At 59.1% G+C, this 22,058-nt stretch carries 15 protein-coding genes and 4 tRNA genes; 7 read left to right on the forward strand and 12 right to left on the reverse strand.

Translation table 11 applies throughout. The features are described 5' to 3' along the window. Window positions 1–146: 146 nt before the first annotated feature. From lon to BUE92_RS24180, 8 genes are all read right to left on the reverse strand, one after another. A complete protein-coding gene (lon, locus tag BUE92_RS24145) occupies window positions 147–2,543 on the reverse strand; it encodes an endopeptidase La (RefSeq protein WP_073526721.1) in 2,397 nt (798 codons plus the stop codon). A 188-nt stretch (window positions 2,544–2,731) separates the two neighbouring features. Further along, window positions 2,732–4,015 (reverse strand): ATP-dependent Clp protease ATP-binding subunit ClpX, encoded by a 1,284-nt coding sequence (gene clpX / locus BUE92_RS24150; protein WP_003192254.1) that lies wholly within the window; start codon window positions 4,013–4,015, stop codon window positions 2,732–2,734. Between the two features lie 112 nt (window positions 4,016–4,127). Further along, window positions 4,128–4,763 carry an ATP-dependent Clp endopeptidase proteolytic subunit ClpP gene (gene clpP, locus BUE92_RS24155; RefSeq protein ID WP_003192255.1) on the reverse strand — a complete coding sequence of 212 codons (636 nt, stop codon included), beginning with the start codon at window positions 4,761–4,763 and terminating at the stop codon, window positions 4,128–4,130. 91 nt (window positions 4,764–4,854) lie between these two features. After that, a complete protein-coding gene (tig, locus tag BUE92_RS24160; RefSeq protein ID WP_014718988.1) occupies window positions 4,855–6,165 on the reverse strand; it encodes a trigger factor in 1,311 nt (436 codons plus the stop codon). A 401-nt stretch (window positions 6,166–6,566) separates the two neighbouring features. Further along, window positions 6,567–6,642, reverse strand: a tRNA-His gene (locus tag BUE92_RS24165). A 77-nt stretch (window positions 6,643–6,719) separates the two neighbouring features. Continuing rightward, window positions 6,720–6,804 (reverse strand) — tRNA-Leu (locus BUE92_RS24170). Between the two features lie 58 nt (window positions 6,805–6,862). Beyond that, window positions 6,863–6,938, reverse strand: a tRNA-His gene (locus BUE92_RS24175). Between the two features lie 32 nt (window positions 6,939–6,970). Further along, window positions 6,971–7,047, reverse strand: a tRNA-Arg gene (locus BUE92_RS24180). A 275-nt stretch (window positions 7,048–7,322) separates the two neighbouring features. Between BUE92_RS24180 and folD the strand changes: the two genes are divergently transcribed. Next, on the forward strand, window positions 7,323–8,177 hold the full coding sequence (folD, locus tag BUE92_RS24185; protein WP_073526723.1) for a bifunctional methylenetetrahydrofolate dehydrogenase/methenyltetrahydrofolate cyclohydrolase FolD: 855 nt from the start codon (window positions 7,323–7,325) through the stop codon (window positions 8,175–8,177). A 207-nt stretch (window positions 8,178–8,384) separates the two neighbouring features. Beyond that, entirely contained in the window at window positions 8,385–9,308 is a 924-nt protein-coding gene (gene pbpG / locus BUE92_RS24190; RefSeq protein WP_073526726.1) for a D-alanyl-D-alanine endopeptidase, read from the forward strand. A 24-nt stretch (window positions 9,309–9,332) separates the two neighbouring features. On the opposite strand, the gene BUE92_RS24195 is transcribed toward pbpG, so the two are convergent. Then, on the reverse strand, window positions 9,333–9,998 hold the full coding sequence (locus BUE92_RS24195) for a peptidase C39 family protein (protein ID WP_073527211.1): 666 nt from the start codon (window positions 9,996–9,998) through the stop codon (window positions 9,333–9,335). Window positions 9,999–10,334: 336 nt separating this feature from the next. Here BUE92_RS24195 and BUE92_RS28565 point away from each other — a divergent pair, with 336 nt between their 5' ends. Beyond that, window positions 10,335–10,496, forward strand: a complete 162-nt coding sequence (locus BUE92_RS28565; protein ID WP_178380746.1) for a hypothetical protein — start codon at window positions 10,335–10,337, stop codon at window positions 10,494–10,496. On the opposite strand, the gene BUE92_RS24200 is transcribed toward BUE92_RS28565, so the two are convergent. Beyond that, a complete protein-coding gene (locus tag BUE92_RS24200) occupies window positions 10,493–10,903 on the reverse strand; it encodes a PA0061/PA0062 family lipoprotein (RefSeq protein WP_073526728.1) in 411 nt (136 codons plus the stop codon). The genes BUE92_RS28565 and BUE92_RS24200 overlap by 4 nt on opposite strands. 206 nt (window positions 10,904–11,109) lie before the next feature. Between BUE92_RS24200 and BUE92_RS24205 the strand changes: the two genes are divergently transcribed. From BUE92_RS24205 to BUE92_RS24215, 3 genes are read left to right on the forward strand one after another with little or no spacing between them, the layout of a single operon-like run. Beyond that, entirely contained in the window at window positions 11,110–14,331 is a 3,222-nt protein-coding gene (locus tag BUE92_RS24205; protein WP_073526730.1) for an efflux RND transporter permease subunit, read from the forward strand. Continuing rightward, complete coding sequence (locus BUE92_RS24210) at window positions 14,321–15,490, forward strand: efflux RND transporter periplasmic adaptor subunit (protein ID WP_073526732.1); 1,170 nt, start codon at window positions 14,321–14,323, stop codon at window positions 15,488–15,490. The genes BUE92_RS24205 and BUE92_RS24210 overlap by 11 nt, the downstream gene beginning before the upstream one ends. Continuing rightward, window positions 15,474–16,889, forward strand: coding sequence for an efflux transporter outer membrane subunit (locus BUE92_RS24215; protein WP_073526735.1), 1,416 nt, complete (start codon window positions 15,474–15,476; stop codon window positions 16,887–16,889). The genes BUE92_RS24210 and BUE92_RS24215 overlap by 17 nt, the downstream gene beginning before the upstream one ends. 119 nt (window positions 16,890–17,008) lie before the next feature. Here BUE92_RS24215 and BUE92_RS24220 read toward each other — a convergent pair whose 3' ends face one another. Both BUE92_RS24220 and BUE92_RS24225 read right to left on the reverse strand, forming a co-directional pair. Then, a complete protein-coding gene (locus BUE92_RS24220; RefSeq protein ID WP_073526737.1) occupies window positions 17,009–18,292 on the reverse strand; it encodes a Zn-dependent hydrolase in 1,284 nt (427 codons plus the stop codon). Between the two features lie 177 nt (window positions 18,293–18,469). Then, window positions 18,470–19,957 carry an NCS1 family nucleobase:cation symporter-1 gene (locus BUE92_RS24225; RefSeq protein WP_073526739.1) on the reverse strand — a complete coding sequence of 496 codons (1,488 nt, stop codon included), beginning with the start codon at window positions 19,955–19,957 and terminating at the stop codon, window positions 18,470–18,472. Between the two features lie 592 nt (window positions 19,958–20,549). Between BUE92_RS24225 and hydA the strand changes: the two genes are divergently transcribed. Continuing rightward, complete coding sequence (gene hydA, locus BUE92_RS24230) at window positions 20,550–21,989, forward strand: dihydropyrimidinase (protein WP_073526740.1); 1,440 nt, start codon at window positions 20,550–20,552, stop codon at window positions 21,987–21,989. Window positions 21,990–22,058: the final 69 nt, after the last annotated feature.

Below are 22,058 nucleotides of genomic sequence, written 5' to 3' on the forward strand. Positions count from 1 at the left end.
AAGTCCCCTTATATATCTATTGAGTATGATTCTAAGTTTTTTGGTAAAAAGCAAAACCAGTGCTGAATGGCCTACAGACACTTAAGAGCCGCTTTATAACAAGGGCTCTAAAAAGCTGTCAAGGAAGCCCCCCAGGCTCCAACACATTAATGCGTGCTAATTCTTTCCTTGGAATCGGACTCGCGTTTTTCGTCCTTCGCGACTATCTCCGGGACCACATCCGGCAAGGGCTCCGGCGCGTATTGCAGCGCAATTTGCAGGACCTCGTCAATCCATTTAACCGGTTTAATCTGAAGATCCTGCTTGATATTGTCAGGAATTTCCTTCAAGTCGCGAACATTCTCTTCAGGAATGATCACGGTCTTGATTCCACCCCGGTGCGCAGCGAGTAATTTCTCTTTCAGACCACCGATCGCCAATACCTGACCACGCAGGGTAATTTCCCCGGTCATCGCCACATCGGCGCGCACAGGAATGCCGGTCAGCGCTGATACCAGCGCCGTGCACATGCCTACGCCAGCGCTAGGGCCGTCTTTGGGGGTCGCCCCTTCCGGCATGTGGATATGGGTGTCGTGCTTCTCGTGGAAGTCCAGCGGGATGCCCAGGCTGCGGGCGCGGCTGCGCACCACGGTCTGCGCGGCGGTAATGGATTCGACCATCACATCACCCAGGGAGCCGGTCTTGATCAATTGGCCTTTGCCCGGAATCACCGCGGCTTCGATGGTGAGCAATTCGCCACCCACCTGGGTCCACGCCAAACCAGTCACCTGGCCGACCTGATCCTGCTGCTCGGCAAGGCCGTAGCGGAATTTCTTCACGCCCAGGAAGTGTTCCAGGGAATCGGCAACTACCTTCACAGAGAAGCGTTTTTCCAGCGCGTGCTCCTTCACGGCCTTGCGGCAGATCTTCGCGATCTGGCGCTCAAGGCCCCGTACACCGGCCTCGCGGGTGTAGTAGCGCACGATGTCACGGATCGCCTCGACCTCGAATTCGATCTCGCCCTTCTTCAGGCCGTTGGCCGAAATCTGCTTGGGCGCGAGGTACTTGACCGCGATGTTGATCTTCTCGTCTTCGGTGTAGCCCGGCAGACGAATCACCTCCATCCGATCCAGCAAGGCTGGCGGAATGTTCATGGAGTTGGAGGTGCACAAGAACATTACGTCAGACAAGTCGTAGTCGACTTCCAGGTAATGGTCGTTGAAATTATGGTTCTGCTCGGGATCAAGCACTTCGAGCAAGGCAGACGCCGGGTCGCCACGCATGTCGCTGCCCATTTTGTCGATTTCATCGAGCAGGAACAGCGGGTTGCGCACCCCCACTTTTGTCATCTTTTGAATCAATCTTCCTGGCATCGAACCGATGTAAGTACGGCGATGACCACGAATTTCCGCTTCGTCACGCACGCCACCCAAGGCCATGCGCACGAATTTGCGGTTGGTCGCGCTGGCAATCGATTCCGCCAGGGAAGTTTTACCCACACCAGGAGGCCCGACCAGGCACAACACAGGACCGCGGATTTTCTTCACACGCTTTTGCACGGCGAGGTACTCAAGGATGCGCTCCTTGACCTCTTCCAGGCCGTAATGGTCAGCGTCGAGGATCTCTTCAGCACGGGCCAAGTCCAGGCGCACCTTGGTCTGGGCCTTCCACGGCACTTGCACCAACCAGTCGATATACGAGCGCACCACGGTGGCTTCGGCCGACATCGGCGACATCTGCTTGAGCTTGTTCAGCTCCGCGGTGGCCTTGGTCAGGGCGTCTTTGGGCAGGCCAGCGGCATCGATACGCTTCTTCAGCTCTTCGATTTCGTTGTGGCCTTCCTCGCCGTCACCGAGTTCCTTCTGAATGGCCTTCATCTGCTCATTCAGATAGTACTCGCGCTGGCTGCGCTCCATCTGCTTCTTCACACGGCCACGGATGCGCTTCTCAACCTGCAGCAGGTCGATTTCGCCATCCAGCAACGCCAGCACGTGTTCGACACGGGCCGACAGGTCGATGATTTCGAGGATGTCTTGCTTCTGCTCGATCTTCAGCGCCATGTGGGCGGCCATGGTGTCGACCAGGCGGCTTGGCTCATCAATGCTGTTGAGGGACGACAGGACTTCAGCCGGAACTTTCTTGCCCAACTGCACATACTGCTCGAACTGCGAGAGCAGGCTGCGCACGAACACCTCGGACTCACGCTCCGGGGCTTCGACTTCTTCGATCAGCGCCACTTCTGCGCGCAGGTGGCCGTCCACCTCCATGAAACGCTCTACGGCGCCGCGCTGCTCACCTTCGACCAACACCTTGACGGTGCCATCGGGCAGTTTGAGCAATTGCAGGACAGTGGCAATGGTGCCGACGCGATACAGGGCGTCTTCACCCGGATCGTCATCAGCAGGATTCTTCTGGGCCAACAGCAGGATTTGCTTGTCGCCCGTCATCGCGGCCTCGAGGGCTTCGATAGACTTCTCGCGCCCCACGAACAGCGGGATAACCATGTGCGGATAGACGACGACATCACGCAACGGCAGGAGAGGCAATTCGATGGTTGTCTTCATGATTTCGCCTCTATGACAGTTCAAAAATAAGCTTGAAACCAAGATGGGGGTTACATGCAAAAAAAACAAGCTCAATGCCAGTAGTTAAACGCATGAATACACGCGAATTTAACCACCGCTCCGAGAAAAGCCCCAAAAAAACAAGGGGCCCCTAGAGGCCCCTTGCTTGTACCGCAACTGCTGAACGCTTACGCGTCGGGTGCAGCCTTGGCAGCCGGCTCACTGTTTTCGTAGATATACAGTGGCTTGGACTTGCCTTCGATCACGCTTTCGTCGATCACCACTTTACTCACCTCGGACTGCGAGGGGATTTCGTACATGGTGTCGAGCAATACGCCTTCAAGAATAGAACGCAGGCCACGTGCACCGGTCTTGCGCTCCAGTGCCCGCTTGGCCACTGATTTCAACGCGTCGGTACGGAACTCGAGGTCTACACCTTCCATCTCGAACAATTTGCCGTATTGCTTGGTCAGTGCGTTTTTCGGCTCGGTGAGGATCTGGATCAAAGCCGCCTCATCCAACTCGTCCAACGTGGCCAGGACCGGCAGACGACCAACGAACTCCGGGATCAGACCGAACTTGACCAGATCGTCAGGCTCGACTTCACGCAGGGACTCGCCCACCTTCTTGCCTTCTTCCTTGCTACGCACTTCCGCACTGAAACCAATGCCGCCACGGGTGGAACGTTGCTGAATCACCTTCTCCAGACCGGAGAACGCACCGCCACAAATGAACAGGATGTTGCGTGTATCAACCTGAAGGAATTCCTGCTGCGGGTGCTTGCGGCCGCCTTGTGGCGGTACGGAAGCAACCGTGCCTTCGATCAGTTTCAACAGGGCCTGCTGCACGCCCTCGCCGGAAACGTCCCGGGTGATCGACGGGTTGTCAGACTTGCGCGAGATCTTGTCGATCTCGTCGATATAGACAATACCCATCTGGGCTTTCTCTACGTCGTAGTCGCACTTCTGCAGCAGTTTCTGAATGATGTTCTCGACATCTTCACCCACGTAGCCAGCCTCGGTGAGGGTGGTGGCGTCGGCGATGGTGAACGGAACGTTCAGCAGGCGAGCGAGGGTTTCTGCAAGCAGGGTTTTACCCGAGCCTGTAGGACCGATCAGCAAGATGTTGCTCTTGCCGAGTTCAACCTCGTCACCTTTCTTGTCACGCTGGTTCAAGCGCTTGTAGTGGTTGTACACCGCTACGGCCAGAACCTTCTTTGCACGCTCTTGACCAATGACGTACTGGTCAAGGATGCCGCTGATTTCTTTAGGCGAAGGTAATTTATGCGCACTGCTCTCGGCCTGGGCTTCCTGCACCTCCTCACGGATGATGTCATTGCACAGGTCGACGCATTCGTCGCAGATAAACACCGAGGGGCCGGCAATCAATTTGCGTACTTCATGCTGGCTTTTGCCACAGAAGGAGCAATAGAGCAGCTTGCCGTTGTCCTCGCCGTTGCGGGTGTCAGTCATTCGTTCGATCCAAATCCGATAGGCTTGCAACACAAGATGAAGGCTTATGCGGGCTTTTTCAAGCCCGCCAGTGGTCGGACATGCCGACCAGCCCTATTTTGAGCGGCTTATATTAAGCGGGGCGCTTGTCGATCACTGCGTCGATCAACCCGTATTCCTTGGCGGCTTCAGCGCTCATGAAGTTGTCACGGTTGGTATCGCGCTCGATTTCTTCCAGGGTACGCCCGCTGTGCTTGGCCATCAGCGTGTTGAGACGCTCACGAATGAAGAGGATTTCCTTGGCGTGGATTTCGATGTCCGACGCCTGGCCCTGGAAACCGCCCAGTGGCTGGTGAATCATCACGCGCGAGTTCGGCAGGCAGAAACGCTTGCCTTCGGCACCCGCAGTCAGCAGGAAGGCGCCCATGCTGCACGCCTGGCCAATACAGGTGGTCGACACGTTTGGCTTGATGAACTGCATGGTGTCGTAGATCGACATGCCCGCAGTCACCGAACCGCCCGGTGAGTTGATGTAGAGATGGATGTCCTTGTCCGGGTTTTCCGCTTCAAGGAACAGCAATTGCGCACAGATCAGGTTGGCCATGTAGTCCTCTACCGGGCCAACCAGAAAGATCACTCGCTCCTTGAGCAGGCGCGAGTAGATGTCGTAGGCGCGTTCGCCACGAGCGGACTGCTCGACAACCATCGGGACCAGGCCGCCTGCGGCCTGGATATCAGAGTTCTGCTGAATATAGGAATTACGGAACATGCTCTGCAGTTACTCCCAAATAGTCATGTCTTGAAAACGCATAAGCCAGCACGAGGCTGGCTTATGGTTGAATTTCCAACGAGTTGGACAATCAGTCGGCTTGTGCTGCTTCCGCCGGTTTGACTGCTTCTTCGTAAGAGACCGCTTTATCGGTCACCTTAGCCTTCTGCAGAACAGTATCCACAACTTGTTCTTCCAGCACAACCGAACGTACTTCGTTCATCTGCTGCTCGTTCTTGTAGTACCAAGCCACGACCTGCTCAGGCTCCTGGTAGGCCGAAGCCATTTCCTGGATCATTTCGCGAACGCGGTCTTCGTCTGGCTTGAGGTCGAACTGCTTGACCACTTCAGCCACGATCAGGCCCAGCACAACGCGGCGCTTGGCTTGCTCTTCGAACAGCTCGGCCGGCAGTTGGTCAGGCTTGATGTTGCCACCAAACTGCTGAACCGCTTGAACGCGCAGGCGATCCACTTCGTTGGACAGCAGGGCCTTGGGCACTTCGATCGGGTTGGCGGCCAGCAGACCGTCCATGACCTGGTTCTTGACCTTGGACTTGATAGCCTGGCGCAGCTCACGCTCCATGTTCTTGCGAACTTCGGTGCGGAAGCCTTCGATGCCGGTTTCCTTGATGCCGAACTGGGCGAAGAACTCTTCGTTCAGCTCTGGCAGCTTAGGCTCGGAAACGCTGTTGACGGTAACGGTGAACTCGGCGGCTTTGCCAGCCAGGTCCAGGTTCTGGTAGTCAGCAGGGAAAGTCAGGTTCAGAACGCGCTCTTCGCCGGCTTTGGCGCCAACCAGGCCGTCTTCGAAACCAGGAATCATGCGGTTGGAACCCAGCACCAGCTGAGTGCCCTTGGCGGAGCCGCCAGCGAAGACTTCGCCGTCAACCTTGCCAACGAAATCGATGTTCAGTTGGTCTTCGTTCTGGGCGGCACGGTCGGCCACTTCAAAACGCGTGTTCTGCTTGCGCAGGATTTCCAGCATGTTGTCCAGGTCCGAATCAGCCACTTCGGCGCTCAGACGCTCGATTTCGATACCGTCGAAACCGGCCACTTCAAATTCCGGGAACACTTCGAATACGGCAACGTATTCCAGGTCCTTGCCCGCTTCCAGGGACTTGGGCTCGATCGAAGGCGAGCCAGCCGGGTTCAGCTTTTGCTCGACAACGGCTTCGTAGAAGGAAGCCTGGATCACGTCACCTACAGCTTCCTGGCGCGCATCGGCACCAAAACGACGCTTGATTTCGCTCATAGGCACTTTGCCTGGACGGAAACCAGCGATCTTGGCCTTTTGGGCAGTCTGCTGCAGACGCTTGTTGACCGCAGTCTCGATACGCTCTGCCGGCACGGTGATGCTCAGGCGGCGCTCGAGAGCAGTAGTATTTTCAACAGAAACTTGCATGGATATTCCTCGTTGCACAGACATTAGCCGGCCATTTCCGACCCCAATCAAGGGCATGCATTCTAGTGGGTCAAACTCAAGAAGTCACCCTACTGAAAACACCGCGAAAAACAGCCGGCAATTTATCGGTACGAAAGCACTGAAGTACCTCGCCCCGGTGACAAATACAGCCAAATTGCGCCAGGGCTCTGCGCCGCCCCTCTCTATATATAGAAGGAACAACCATTCATCTCCCTGGCGGCCCGCCCTGCGAACAAAGCGAGCAAGCAACGCGGCATCATCGAGATACATAAATACGACGACACGCCCTGCCGGGGCAGCCCAGCACCTGCAACCACCCAATCTCAAACCGCCAAAACCAAAAAAGGCGCCAGACTGTTAAATCTGGCGCCTTTCGAATATGGGGTGGACGAAGGGGATCGAACCCTCGACAACGGGAGTCACAATCCCGTGCTCTACCAACTGAGCTACGCCCACCATATTGCGTTAACAAAGAAACCAAACCACTTCTTTGTTGAGCCCTGCCCCGCCTGACGACTGGGAAAAGCTTTAATTGGTGCGGATGAAGAGACTCGAACTCTTACGCCTCGCGGCGCTGGAACCTAAATCCAGTGTGTCTACCAATTCCACCACATCCGCGCTTGAAGCTCTTAAAACAAAGGCGCCAGACTGTTAAATCTGGCGCCTTTTCAGAATATGGGGTGGACGAAGGGGATCGAACCCTCGACAACGGGAGTCACAATCCCGTGCTCTACCAACTGAGCTACGCCCACCATATAGCGCTACTTGTGCCAAAGCTGCCTAATGGCGCACCCGGCAGGACTCGAACCTGCGACCATCCGCTTAGAAGGCGGATGCTCTATCCAGCTGAGCTACGGGCGCCTTATTAATCTGTACTCTTGGAGGATTACAAACTAAGTGCTTCCAGCCTTGCAGTACAACTATTCTGCTCGGCCTTCTTAACCAGTGCTAGGCTGTGCCCGACAAGTGCGACGAATAGTATAGATGCCCTGGAAACCCGTCAAATCTTTTTTGAAAAAAACTGATTTTATTTAAGGGGTTAGGGCAATTTGCGGACCAAGCGCCTTTGCCCTCGCGGCTTGGCATGCGAGAATGCGCGCACTTTTCTTCCCCCTCTCGATGGTTAATCACGCGTAATGACTGCACAACTTATCGACGGCAAATCAATCGCCGCCAGCCTGCGCCAGCAGATCGCCAAACGAGTCACCGAGCGTAGCCAGCAAGGCCTGCGCACGCCTGGCCTCGCGGTGATCCTGGTCGGCAGCGATCCTGCCTCTCAGGTTTATGTCTCGCACAAGCGTAAAGACTGTGAAGAGGTCGGCTTTATTTCCAAGGCCTACGACCTGCCTTCGGACACCACTCAACAGGCCCTGACCGACCTGATTGACAGCCTCAACGATGACCCGGGCATGGACGGCATCCTGCTGCAATTGCCGCTGCCCGAGCACCTGGACGCCTCCAAGCTGCTGGAGCGCATCCGCCCGGACAAAGACGTCGACGGTTTCCACCCTTATAACGTCGGCCGCCTGGCCCAACGCATTCCCCTGCTGCGCCCATGCACTCCTAAAGGCATCATGGCGCTGCTGGAAAGCACCGGTGTGGATCTATATGGTCTGGACGCCGTCGTGGTAGGCGCATCCAACATCGTCGGTCGCCCGATGGCCATGGAACTGCTGCTGGCCGGCTGCACCGTGACCGTCACCCATCGCTTCACCAAGGACCTCGCCGGCCACGTCGGCCGGGCCGACCTGGTGGTAGTCGCCGCCGGCAAGCCGGGCCTGGTCAAGGGTGAGTGGATCAAGGAAGGTGCCATCGTCATCGACGTGGGCATCAACCGCCAGGAAGACGGCAAGTTGGTGGGCGACGTAGTGTATGAAACCGCCCTGCCCCGTGCGGGCTGGATCACGCCGGTCCCCGGCGGTGTCGGGCCGATGACCCGGGCCTGCCTGCTGGAAAACACCTTATATGCAGCGGAAACCCTGCACGGTTAATAACCAGACGTAATGAAAAAGCCCTGCCTTAGCGCAGGGCTTTTTCATTACGCGTAAAAAACCCGTTTTTTCTTAGTTTTTAAGCACTTTCGTCTGGTTCTAGAAGAACATTCGACAGTTCTTCATCCATACTCCTAAAATGTAACGCCATTTGTCATAAGACCCGTTCTACAACGGCATTTCCTTACTTTTAGCGAGTTCATCCGCGTGAAAATTCGTCTTTCTATCATCAGCCTGTTTTTTGCGTTAACAGGCACCTTCGCCCACGCCGCCGAATCCACCCTGGCCCCGCGTGACGCCTCCAAGCTGCAGATCGCTTCCGGCAGCGCCATGCTGGTGGATTTGCAAACCAATAAAGTCATTTATTCCAGCAATCCCGACGTGGTGGTACCCATCGCTTCCGTGAGCAAGCTGATGACCGGCCTCATCGTGCTGGAAGCCAAGCAGAACATGGATGAATACATCGACATCAACATCACCGACACACCGGAAATGAAAGGCGTGTTCTCACGGGTGAAGATCGGCAGCCAGATGCCACGCAAGGAAATGCTGCTGATCGCGCTGATGTCTTCGGAAAACCGCGCCGCCGCCAGCCTGGCCCACCACTATCCGGGTGGCTATGCGGCGTTCATTGCGGCGATGAACGCCAAGGCCAAGTCCCTGGGCATGACCAGCACCCACTACGTGGAGCCCACCGGCCTGTCGATCCATAACGTGTCGACCGCCCGCGACCTGAGCAAGCTGCTGGCCTATGCGCGCAAATTCCCGATGCTGAGCCAGTTGAGCACCACCAAGGAAAAGACCGTGTCGTTCCGCAAGCCTAATTACACCTTGGGCTTCTCCAACACCGACCACCTGATCAACCGCGCCAATTGGGATATCAAGCTGACCAAGACCGGCTTCACCAACCAGGCTGGCCATTGCCTGGTGTTGGTGACGAGCATGGGCAATCGCCCGGTGTCGCTGGTGATCCTGGATGCCTTTGGCAAGTTCACCCATTTTGCCGATGCCAGCCGTATTCGTAGCTGGGTCGAGACCGGCAAAGGGGGCGCAGTGCCGGATGTGGCGCTGCGTTACAAGGCCGATAAAAACCTCAAGAATCGAGCGACCGCTACGGAAGTGCGTCGATAAGCCCGCTCCCACATTATTTGAGCTTCACTTCTTCTCTGCCAACACCTTGAGCGCTTGGGCCGCCGCTTGCTCCTGCCCCGCCTGGGCCGTGGCATTGGCCGCATCGCGCCAGCGCTGCGCGTCCACATTGGCCGGCAACTGGCTCGGGCGCTGGGTCAGGATGGCCCATTGGCCCGCGTTCTTCCACGCCGACTCGAAGTCGCTGAAGCTCATGATCAGCCGGCGCTCCTTGCCTGAGCGCAACAGCACCGTACTCTTCTGCTGGTTGAACCCCACCACCACGACATAGCGCGCCCCGGACCAATAACTGGCGTTGATCCGCGCCATCACCGGGTAACCCGCCGCCACCTGCGCCAGCACGGCGGTCAGCTTGGCCTCCAGTGGATACACCATCAGCCCGTATTCACGTGCCAGCACTTGCATGTTGCGCTCAAGGTCCGCCTCGGCGCCGGGCAGGTGCAGCGGTTTATCAAGCAAACCCGGTGTCATGACAATGCCTTGTTGCGACAGCATGCTGGCAAGTGCCGTAGGACCGCTCTGATAAGCCTCGCTGCGAAAGGTCGGCACACCAGTGAGTTCAACACGCTCCGGCAATCCAGGCAGTTTCGATGGTGTGCTGCTGGCACAGGCCGCTAGCCCAAGGGCAGCGGCGAGCAGCAAGGAAGTTTTAAGGTTCGACCGTAAGCGCAATTTTTTCACTCTCTTGATCAACTGCCGGTAAAGGCCCCGATCATAGCCCAATCGCGCTTTCTCTATCCCGTAGGAGCGAGCTTGCTCGCGAAAAACTTACAGGCGCCGCGTTTATTCAGGAAGCCCGCGTCAACGTTGAGGTTTTTCGCGAGCAAGCTCGCTCCTACAGGGGGGGCCGCGCATGACATCTATAGCCGACCCGTGCAGTTAAGCCGTGACGATAGAGCAAAGAAGTTGGACAGACTCGACCATTGGTCAATAGCAGGCAACCGCCAGCTGACTAGACTGTCCATTGAGAAGACTGTGTGTGCCCCAAGTGGGCGAAAGGAGGCCCGAATGAGCCTTGCGACAACGATTTTCCTGTTGATCTGTGGTTGGCTGGCCGTCGCCGCCGCCATGCTGTGGGGGGTCATGCGCGTGACGCGCCGGCATCATCACCCCCACGTCAAACCTGCTACACCCGCAGAACCGCACAAGGCGACGGCGCATCACGCCTAGCCAGGCATGCAATTGAAGTCCTGGGTCGCCGCAATCTCCTTGCCGTGGCCGTCCTCAAGGGACGCGCGCACCGTGGTGCCCAGGCTCGACTCCACCAGGGTGTAGTGCTCACCTGCCTTGAAATGCTTGTACTCGATGCGACCCTGGCAGTCCTGCTGGTTGTTATCACCCGGCTCGTCTTCAAATAAAGTCACGTCCAGGCGATGGTCCCCCGGGGTCACTTCAAAATAGCGCCCATCGTCCACCCGCTTGCCATCGACACGCTCGGCCATCAGGTCATTCGGCGCTTCTTCCTGCAAGCCGATCCAGGCTTCGCTGGGGTCCGCCTTGGGGATCGGGCCGGCGCAGGCCGACAGTAAACAGACAAAGCCAAGGACGGGAACTAACAACAGTGGTTTGAGTGACATGACAGGGCTCCAAAGGGCATGAATGAAAAGCTCGTATCCGATGGCTGACAAGCTTGATGAACCGCCCTTCCTGGAACAAATGAATCCCTGTGAAAGTATCTTCAGCCCTTGACTAAAACTTCCTTCACCTGGCTGAAAGGTGCGTGTTAGGTGGGTCGGGCAAGACTGCCGGGGTTTGCAATCCTGCTCTTCTCGGAGACTCACGCATGCTCGGGCTGGTAAAGACCGCACTGCAAAAGCCGTACACCTTCATCGTGCTGGCTATATTCATCTGCATCATCGGGCCCATGGCGGCCCTGCGCACGCCCACGGATGTTTTTCCCGATATCGGCATTCCCGTGGTCGCCGTGGTGTGGCAGTACAACGGCCTGTCTCCGGACGCCATGGCCGGCCGGGTGATCTACACCTACGAACGCTCCCTGAGCACCACCGTCAACGACATCGAACATATCGAGTCGCAATCGCTGCCCGGCATGGGCATCGTCAAGATCTTCTTCCAGCCTGGCGTCGATATACGTACCGCCAATGCCCAGGTCACGGCGGTGTCACAGACCGTGCTCAAGCAAATGCCACCGGGCATCACCCCGCCACTGATCCTCAACTACAGCGCCTCCACGGTGCCGATCCTGCAAATGGCGTTCTCCAGCCCCAGCCTTTCGGAAGCCAAAATTCGCGACCTGGTGCAGAACAATATCCGCCTGCCCTTGAGCGCCCTGCCCGGCCTGGCCATGCCCACCCCAATGGGTGGCAAGCAACGGCAGATCACCCTCGACCTCGACCCTCAAGCCCTGGCCGCCAAAGGCTTGTCGGCCCAGGATGTGGGCAATGCCCTGGCGCTGCAGAACCAGATCATCCCGGTGGGCACCGCCAAGCTCGGCCCCAACGAATACACGATCCTGCTCAACAACAGCCCCAAGGCCATCGATGAACTCAACGACCTGCCGATCAAAACCGTCGACGGGGCGTTGATCACCATCGGCCAAGTGGCCCATGTGCGCGACGGTTCACCACCGCAAACCAATATCGTGCGGGTCGACGGCCATCGCGCCGTGCTGATGCCGGCGCTGAAAAACGGCAGCATTTCCACGCTGTCGATCATCGACGGTATCCGGCAGATGCTGCCGCGCATCAACGAAACCTTGCCACCGTCGCTGAAAACCTCGCTGCTGGGCGATGCCTCGGTGTTCGTCAAGCAGTCGGTGGGCAGCGTGGCCCAGGAAGGCATCATTGCCGCACTGCTCACCAGTGCGATGATCCTGCTGTTTCTCGGCAGTTGGCGCTCGACCTTGATCATCGCCGCGTCGATTCCCCTGGCAGTGCTGTCGGCCATCGCGCTGTTGGCCGTCAGTGGGCAAACCCTCAACGTGATGACGTTGGGCGGGCTGGCGTTGGCGGTGGGCATCCTGGTGGACGACGCCACGGTGACCATCGAAAACATCAACTGGCACCTGGAGCAAGGCAAGGCGGTGAAGGCCGCGATTCTCGACGGCGCCGCGCAAATCGTCGGCCCGGCGTTCGTCTCGCTGTTGTGCATCTGCATCGTGTTCGTGCCGATGTTTCTGCTGCAAGGCATCGCCGGTTATCTGTTCCGGCCAATGGCGCTGGCAGTGATCTTTGCCATGGCCAGTTCGTTCATTCTCTCGCGCACCCTGGTGCCGACGCTGGCGATGTTTTTGCTCAAGCCGCACAGGCCAGAGCAAGGCGTGGGGCACCATCCCGAAGACGAATTCATCAACCATCATGAAGGTGAGCAACACGCGAAACCGCGCAATGCGTTGCTGCAATCGGTGCTGAATTTCCAACAGGGTTTTGAGCGCCACTTCTCCAATATCCGTGACACTTACCATGGTGTGCTCACATTGGCACTGGGCGCACGCAAGCGCTTCATTGTCGGGTTCCTGGCCTGCGTACTCGCGTCGTTCCTGCTGTTGCCGAGCCTGGGCCAGGACTTTTTCCCGGCCACCGATGCGGGTGCCTTGGCCCTGCATGTGCGCTTGCCACTGGGCACGCGCATCGAAGAAAGTGCCGCGGCGTTCGATCGCATCGAAGCACGGATCCGCGAGGTCATCCCCGCCGAAGAACTGGACACCATCGTCGACAATATTGGCATTCCGCTCAGCGGCATCGACATGGCCTACAGCAGCAGCGGCACCATCGGCCCGCAGGACGGTGACATCCAGGTCAGCTTGAAAACGCACCACGCGCCCACCGCCGACTATGTGAAAAAACTGCGTGAAGCCCTGCCGCAAAGTTTCCCCGGCAGCCACTTTGCGTTCCTGCCGGCGGACATCAGCAGCCAGATCCTCAACTTCGGCGCTCCCGCCCCTCTGGACGTCAAAATCTCCGGGCGCAATGACGCGGAAAACCGCGCCTATGCCGTCGAGCTTGAACGGCGCTTGCAACATGTACCGGGGATTGCCGACCTGCGCATCCAGCAGTCCACCGGCTACCCCTCGCTGCAAGTAAACGTGGACCGTATGCGCGCCAATGGCCTGGGCATCACCGAGCGTGACGTCACCAACAGCATGGTCGCCTCCCTCGCCGGCAGCTCGCAAACCGCGCCGACCTTCTGGCTCAACCCGGCCAACGGCGTGTCTTACTCCATCGTCGCCGCCACCCCGCAATACCGCCTCGACAGCCTGCCGTCCCTGGAAGCGCTGCCAGTGACCGGTGCCGATGGGCAGGCGCAAATTCTCGGCGGCGTGGCAACCATCTCCCGGGTACAGAGCCCTGCCGTGGTGACCCACTACAACATCGAGCCGACCCTGGACCTGTACGCCAACGTGCAAGGCCGCGACCTCGGCGGTGTGGCCCGCGATGTGCAAAAGGTGCTGGATGACACTGCGTCCATGCGCCCCAAAGGCGCGACCATCAGCCTGCACGGGCAGATCGATGCGCTGCATGAGGCGTTCAGTGGTTTGAGCTTCGGACTGCTTGGCGCGGTGGTGCTGATCTACTTGCTGATCGTGGTCAACTTCCAGTCATGGGCCGACCCCTTTGTGATCATCACGGCGTTGCCGGCAGCATTGGCGGGCATCGTGTGGATGCTGTTCCTCAGTGGCACCTCGTTGTCGGTGCCAGCACTCACCGGTGCCATCTTGTGCATGGGCGTGGCGACCGCCAACTCGATTCTGGTGGTGAGCTTCTGCCGTGAGCGCCTGGCCGAACATGGCGATGCGTTGAAAGCCGCGCTGGAAGCCGGCTATACGCGCTTTCGCCCGGTGTGCATGACCGCCCTGGCAATGATCATCGGCATGCTGCCCCTGGCCATTTCCGAGGAGCAGAACGCCCCGCTCGGCCGGGCTGTCATCGGTGGTTTGATCTTTGCCACCATCGCCACTTTGTTGTTTGTTCCCGTGGTCTTCAGCCTGGTCCACGGTCGTCATCCTACTCGCGCAACTGCTGGAGAAACGCCCCATGTCGCCTGATCAAAAACCCTCGCGCAAGCGTCTGATGCTCATGGGTGCCGGTGGCCTGACGTTGGCTGCCCTGTTAGTCGCCAGCGGCCTGCACGCACGTACGCTGCACGAGCAGTCGGTCACCGCCTGGACCGAAGCCGCCGCCGTCCCGCAGGTGATGGTGTTCCAACCCAAGCCAAACGCCGGCGGTGACACCCTGCGCCTGCCCGCCCACCTGGAGGCATGGAGCAAGGCGGCGATCCATGCGCGGGTCAGCGGCTACTTGAAGGACTGGAAAGTCGACATCGGAGCCCAGGTCAAGGCCGGGCAAATCCTCGCCGAAATCGACAGCCCCGACCTCGACCAACAACTGGCCCAGGCCCATGCCCGCCTGATCCAGCAGCAAGCCAATGCACGCCTGGCAGCCACCACGGCGACCCGCTGGCAAAACCTGCTGGCCAGCCATTCGGTATCGCGCCAGGACGCCGATGAGAAAACCTCCAACGCCGCAGCCGCCAAGGCCAACACCGAAGCCGCGGCAGCGGACTACGCACGACTGTGCGCCCTGGAAAGCTATAAGACCCTTCGAGCGCCATTCGCTGGCACCATCACCGCCCGCAACACGGACATCGGCCAGTTGATCAAGGCCGATAACGCCAGCGATCCGGAACTGTTCAACATTGCCGACACCCACCAATTGCGCTTGTACGTGCCGGTGCCGCAGAACTATGCAGCGGTGATTCATACGGGCCTTGAGGCTGAACTGACCGTCCCTGAGCACCCCGGCGAGCACTTCAAGGCACGCCTGATCGGTGACTCCACTGCCATCGACCGCCGCTCTGGCACCCTGCTCGCCCAGTTCGTTGCCGACAACCCCAACGGCGAACTGCTGCCAGGCGATTACGCCGAAGTCACCCTGCCGATTCCGGCCGATACCCGTGGCGTGAGCATCCCGGCCAGCGCCTTGATCTTCCGCGCCCAGGGCACCCAGGTTGCGGTACTGGACGGTCGCAACCATGTGCACCTGCAAGACATTCATATTGGCCTGGACCTCGGCGAGCGCCTGGTGATCGACCAAGGCCTGAAGCCTGCTGACCGCATCATCGACAACCCGCCCGACGCTCTGCGCGAAGGCGACCCGGTGCAACTGGCCGACGCCTTGGGAGGTGCGCATGCGCCCAAGGCTTAAGCCGCTGGCGGCACTGATGGTGCTGGCGTTGCAGGGTTGCTCGATGGCGCCCACCTATACAGTGCCGTCGATTGACCTGCCCGCCCACTACCGCGAACAAACCAGCGATGGCCCCTGGCACAGCGCGCAACCGTCGGATCAACTGGCGCCCCAGTGGTGGCAGCTTTACAACGATTCGCGCCTGAACGCGCTGCAACAGCAACTGCTCAAGGCCAACCCGGACCTGGCCGCGGCGCTGGCGCACTTCGATGCGTCCCAGGCCTACGCCAGTCAACTGCACGCGGGCCTTTTCCCGCAAATCACCGCCAGCGCGCAACCGCTGCGCCAACGTCAATCGGATTCACGACCGCTACGCGGCACTACACAGCCGTCGGTGTACAACAGCAATACCGCTGGGTTCTCCCTGGGTTACGACCTCGACCTGTGGGGCAGAATCCGCAACCAGGTCGCTGCGGGCGATGCCCAGGCGCAAGCGTCCTTTGATGATCTGGCGGTGGTGCGCCTGAGCCTGCAACAGCAGTTGGCGAGCCTGTATGTGCAGCTCAATGGGCTGGATGCACAGGGCCGAATCCTCAACACGTCGTTGCAGGACTTCAGCCAAGCGTTGCAACTGACCCGCAGCCGTTATGAAGGCCAGATTGCGTCGGAACTGGACCTGACCCGCGCGCAAAACCAACTAGCCGAAGCCAAGGCGCAGCTGGACGAAGTGCGTGGCCAGCGCAACCTCGCCGAGCATGCCATCGGCGAATTGGTGGGCGTGACGGCCAGTGATTTTTCATTGCCGCCCAGCCCGCAGTTAATGGCGTTGCCAAGCATTCCGGCGCAGTTGCCCAGCCACCTGCTGCAGCGTCGCCCGGATATCGCCGCGGCTGAAAGACGGGTGTTTGCGGCCAACGCAACGATCGGCGTGGCCAAGGCGGCGTGGTTCCCGGATTTCAGTTTGACCGGTGTGCTGGGCGGGCAGACCCAAGGCGTTGGCAACCTGCTGTCCGCTGGCAACCGGTATTGGGCACTGGGGCCACTGATGAATCTGCCGATCTTCGACGGCGGGCGCTTGAGCGCCAATGAGCGCCAGGCCAAGGCCGAGTTCGAAGAGGCCTCGGCACAGTACCGTAGCCACGTATTGAAAGCCGTGCGTGAAGTGGAAGATAACCTCGCGCAACTGCGGGATTTGCAGCAGCAAGCCGAGGACGAGCAAGCGGCGGCAGATGCGGCGCAACATACCCAGGCCTTGGCGATGAACAGCTATCAGGCCGGGGCGGTGAGTTACCTGGATGTAGTCACCGCCCAAACTGCCGCCCTGCAGGCGCAGAGGACGTTGCAAGCGGTGCAGACCCGGCAGTTGCAGGCGAGTGTGGGACTTTTGACCGCAGTCGGCGGCGGCTGGCAGCCGAGTTAATACCCTGTAGGAGCGAGCTTGCTCGCGAAAAACCCACAGGCACCGCGTTTTCTCAGGAAGCACGCGTTATCGTTGGCGTTTTTCGCGAGCAAGCTCGCTCCTACATTTTTTAGCGCATTTCAGGCCGCGAGTTTGCCGCTGGCGATGGCCGCTGAAGCGGCTACCATGGCGCGCAACAACACCGCACACCCCGCCGCCAAGTCATCCGGTGCGGCGTTCTCGATTTCGTTATGGCTGATACCACCTTCACACGGCACGAAGATCATCCCCGCCGGGCCCAGCTCAGCCACGAAGATCGCGTCGTGCCCTGCCCCGCTGACGATGTCCATGTTCGACAGACCCAGGCCATTCGCGGCATCGCGCACCGCCTCCACACAGCCTTTGTCAAAGTACAGCGGCGGGAAATCGGCGGTGGGTTCCATCTCATAAGTCAGACCATGTTTGGCACAGGTGTCGTCGATCACCTGGCGCACCTGGGCAATCATCGAATCCAGCCGTGCCGGTTCCAAGTGACGAAAATCCAGGGTCATGCGCACTTCACCGGGAATCACGTTGCGCGATCCCGGATACGCTTGCAGGCAACCCACCGTGCCGCATGCATGGGGCTGGTGCGCCAACGCCGCCGCGTTCACGGCGGCCACCACCGCCGCCGCGCCTACCAGGGCATCCTTGCGCAAGTGCATGGGTGTAGGGCCGGCATGGGCTTCAACACCGCGCAGCTTCAGGTCAAACCACTTTTGCCCGAGGGCGCCGAGCACCACGCCGATGGTTTTGTGTTCATCCTCCAGAATCGGCCCTTGTTCGATATGGGCCTCGAAATACGCGCCGACCTTATGCCCGCTGACCGGCCGCGTTCCGGCATAGCCAATCGCGTTCAACGCATCCCCCACGCTGACGCCGTCCGCATCGACCTTGGCCAGGGTATCGGCCAGGCTGAACTTCTCGGCAAACACCCCTGAGCCCATCATGCACGGCGGGAAGCGCGAGCCTTCTTCGTTGGTCCATACCACCACTTCCAGCGGCGCCTCGGTTTCCACATTAAGGTCGTTGAGGGTGCGCAGCACTTCCACACCGGCCAGCACGCCGAAGCAACCGTCGAACTTGCCGCCGGTGGGCTGGGTGTCGATGTGGCTGCCGGTCATCACCGGTGGCAGGTCGGGATTGCGGCCGGGGCGGCGCGCGAAAATATTGCCGATGCCGTCGATGGTGACCGTGCAACCGGCAGCTTCGCACCACTGCACGAAGAGGTCGCGGGCCTTGCGGTCGAGGTCGGTGAGGGCCAGGCGACACACCCCGCCTTTGGCGGTGGCGCCGAGCTGGGCCAGGTCCATCAGCGACTGCCACAGGCGGTCGCGGTTGATGTGCTGATGGGTCGATTGCAGAACGTCGAGGGCAGCGTTCATGGGGATCTCCTCAGGCTACAGGTTCTTATGAGTCGGCTCGATTCAACTGTGTAAAGAAGTCAAAAATGTGGGAGCGGGCTTGCTCGCGAAAGCGGTGTATCAGTCACCAAAAATGTCGCTTGGACTACCGCATTCGCGAGCAAGCCCGCTCCCACATTTGGATTGCATTTCAACGAATTACAACGGGGCCTTGGCGGTGATCGGGCTCGCCCCGCGCTTGGCATTCAAGCCGTAATACAACACCCCGCCCAACGCCGAGCCGGTGAACCAGCCGTAGCTGTAGAACCAGCTGAACGCATCGCTGCCCAACGACAGCAGCGTCAGCACCACCGGTACGCCAAAGGCGATAAAGCCGCTCCAGTTCCAGGCCGGGTACACGTCGTCGCGGTACAGGCCGGCCAGGTCCAGCTGTTGTCTGCGAGTAATGAAGTAGTCCACCACCATGATCCCGGCAATCGGCCCCAGCAGGCTCGAATAGCCGAGCAGCCAGTTGGAATAGACGGTTTCAAGACTCACGTCCGAGACGATCAGCCCGAGTTTTTTCAGCAGTTCATGGGCCATCAGCGCCAGCCCTACCAGGCCGGTGAGGATCACCGCCGTGGTGCGGTTGATCAGCTTGGGCGCGATGTTCTGAAAGTCGTTGGTGGGCGAGACGATGTTTGCCGCGGTATTGGTGGACAAGGTCGCGACGATGATCAGCGCCATGGCGATGGCCACCCACACCGGGCTCTGGATATGACCAATCAGGCTCACCGGGTCGGAGACGCTCACCCCCACCAGTTTCACCGAGGCGGCGGTCATGACCACGCCAAGGGCGGCGAACAGGAACATGGTCAGCGGCAAGCCGAAGATCTGCCCGAGGATCTGATCTTTCTGGCTCTTGGCGTAGCGGCTGAAATCAGGAATGTTCAATGACAACGTGGCCCAGAAACCCACCATCGCCGTGAGCCCCGCCATGAAGTAACCCGTGAGACTTGCGCCTTCGGGGCGCTTGGGTGGAATAGCCATCAGCTCGCTGAGGGACACGTTGGGCATCGCCCATACCAGCAGCCCAATTCCCACTGCGACCAACAGCGGCGCCGACAAGGTTTCCAGGCGCTTGATCGACTCGGCGCCGCGCAGCACCACCCACAGGTTCAGGCACCAGAACAGCATGAAACCGATCACCTCACCGGTACCGCCGAGGGCTTTCCAGCCGTCGAAAATCGAGCCCAGGAACAGGTGGATCGCCAGCCCGCCGAACATCGTCTGGATACCAAACCAGCCGCAGGCCACCAGCGCGCGGATCAGGCACGGTACGTTGGAGCCGAGGATGCCAAAGGACGAACGCAACAGCACCGGAAACGGAATACCGTACTTGGTGCCGGGAAACGCGTTGAGGGTCAGCGGGATCAACACCACGATGTTGGCCAGCAGGATCGCCATCAGCGCCTCCCCCACCGACAGCCCGAAATACGCCGTGAGCACCCCGCCAAGGGTGTAGGTGGGTACGCAGATCGACATGCCGACCCACAGCGCCGTGATGTGCCATTTGTTCCAGGTGCGCTCGTGCACTTTGGTGGGTGCCATGTCGTGGTTGTAGCGAGGGCTGTCGAGGACGTCGGGGCCGGCGTCGAGTTCGTACAGGCCGTTGCGCTCGATAACTTGCGATCTGTTCTGTTGCATGGCCGCTCCACGGTTTTTTTAAAATTATTGTTGCTCACCTGCACGCTGGGTTCAGGTGGCCGGAGTACCGCATCAACAACATGACATCCAGGTTCCGGCCAACTGCCCTTGCACTCAATAACCGTGCCGACAACCGCCTCTGAACCCGCACCACTTATATAACCTGCTGATGTTTATCAGCTTTCCAATTGAGCCTGCGGTACTTGCCGCACGCGTCAGGCTAAACAACACGCAAGTTGCCCGAACCTTCAGGTCTCAATCTGGTGCATCACAATTATTTTTATTTCTCGACGCCGTCAAGCGGCATATCTCAAGCGCCTGATTTGCAATAAGAAATATTGATCAAATCAAGAACCTGTCAAGTGCGTCAAAACAGGGTTGGTGTGCTTCATTTTGGTGAAGACAGTATTTTTACTATATGAATCAAACAGATAAAAACCTCAAAGGCTTGATAAAAATCTTCTTGCTCATTCGAAAAACTCGGGCTAGTTTCTATTCCTGTCACCGACGACAGGAATTAACCAACCCTCGGTACGCAGTATTACAACACTTAGAACTGGCACAAGCCGGTCAAGCCTGTGAGGAACTCGACATGTCGCTGTTGATCCGTGGCGCCACCGTTATTACCCATGATGAAAGTTACCGCGCCGATGTGTTATGCGCAGAGGGTCTAATTCGCGCCATTGGCACGAATCTGGATATTCCCGCAGGCTACGAAATACTCGATGGCAGCGGCCAATACTTGATGCCAGGCGGCATTGACCCCCATACCCATATGCAACTGCCCTTCATGGGCACCGTGGCCAGTGAAGACTTTTTCAGTGGTACGGCGGCAGGCTTGGCCGGTGGTACCACATCGATCATCGACTTCGTGATTCCCAACCCGCAGCAATCGCTGATGGAAGCTTTCCACCAGTGGCGCGGCTGGGCCGAAAAGTCTGCCGCCGACTACGGGTTTCATGTAGCGATCACTTGGTGGAGCGAGCAGGTACGCGAGGAAATGGCCGAGCTGGTCAGCCATCACGGCATCAACAGCTTCAAGCATTTCATGGCCTACAAGAACGCGATCATGGCCGCCGATGACACCTTGGTTGCCAGTTTCGAACGCTGCCTGGAACTCGGCGCGGTGCCCACGGTGCATGCCGAAAATGGCGAGCTGGTGTATCACCTGCAACGCAAGCTGATGGCCCAGGGCATCACCGGGCCGGAGGCCCATCCGCTGTCGCGCCCGTCCCAGGTGGAAGGCGAAGCGGCCAGCCGCGCTATCCGGATTGCCGAGACCATCGGCACGCCGCTGTACCTGGTGCATGTGTCGACGAAGGAAGCCCTGGATGAAATCACTTATGCCCGGGGCAAGGGCCAGGCGGTGTACGGTGAAGTGCTCGCCGGCCACCTGTTGCTCGATGACAGCGTGTACCAGCACCCCGACTGGCAGACCGCCGCCGGCTATGTGATGAGCCCGCCATTCCGCCCACGCGGGCACCAAGAGGCGCTGTGGCACGGCCTGCAAGCGGGCAACCTGCACACCACCGCCACCGACCACTGCTGTTTCTGCGCCGAGCAAAAAGCCGCCGGGCGTGACGACTTCAGCAAGATCCCCAACGGTACCGCCGGCATTGAAGACCGCATGGCGCTGCTGTGGCACGAAGGCGTCAATACCGGGCGTTTGTCGATGCAGGAATTTGTCGCGCTGACCTCCACCAACACCGCGAAGATCTTCAACCTCTACCCCCGTAAAGGCGCGATACGCGTGGGCGCCGATGCCGACCTGGTGCTATGGGATCCCGAGGGCACGCGAACCATTTCCGCCAAGACCCACCATCAGCAGGTGGACTTCAACATCTTCGAAGGCAAGACCGTGCGCGGCGTGCCCAGCCACACCATCAGCCAGGGCAAGCTGGTGTGGGCCGATGGTGACCTGCGCGCCGAGCGAGGGGCTGGACGGTATGTGGAGCGGCCGGCATATCCGTCGGTGTTCGAGCAGTTGAGCAAGCGGGCAGCGCTTTGCAAGCCAGTGGCTGTGAAGCGCTGAACCACCCTTCGCGAGCAAGCCCGCTCCCACATTTGATCCCATTTCAACAGGACAAATGCGGTGGAATGT

The sequence above is a fragment of the Pseudomonas fluorescens genome, assembly GCF_001902145.1.
Taxonomy (GTDB): Bacteria; Pseudomonadota; Gammaproteobacteria; order Pseudomonadales; family Pseudomonadaceae; genus Aquipseudomonas; species Aquipseudomonas fluorescens_BV.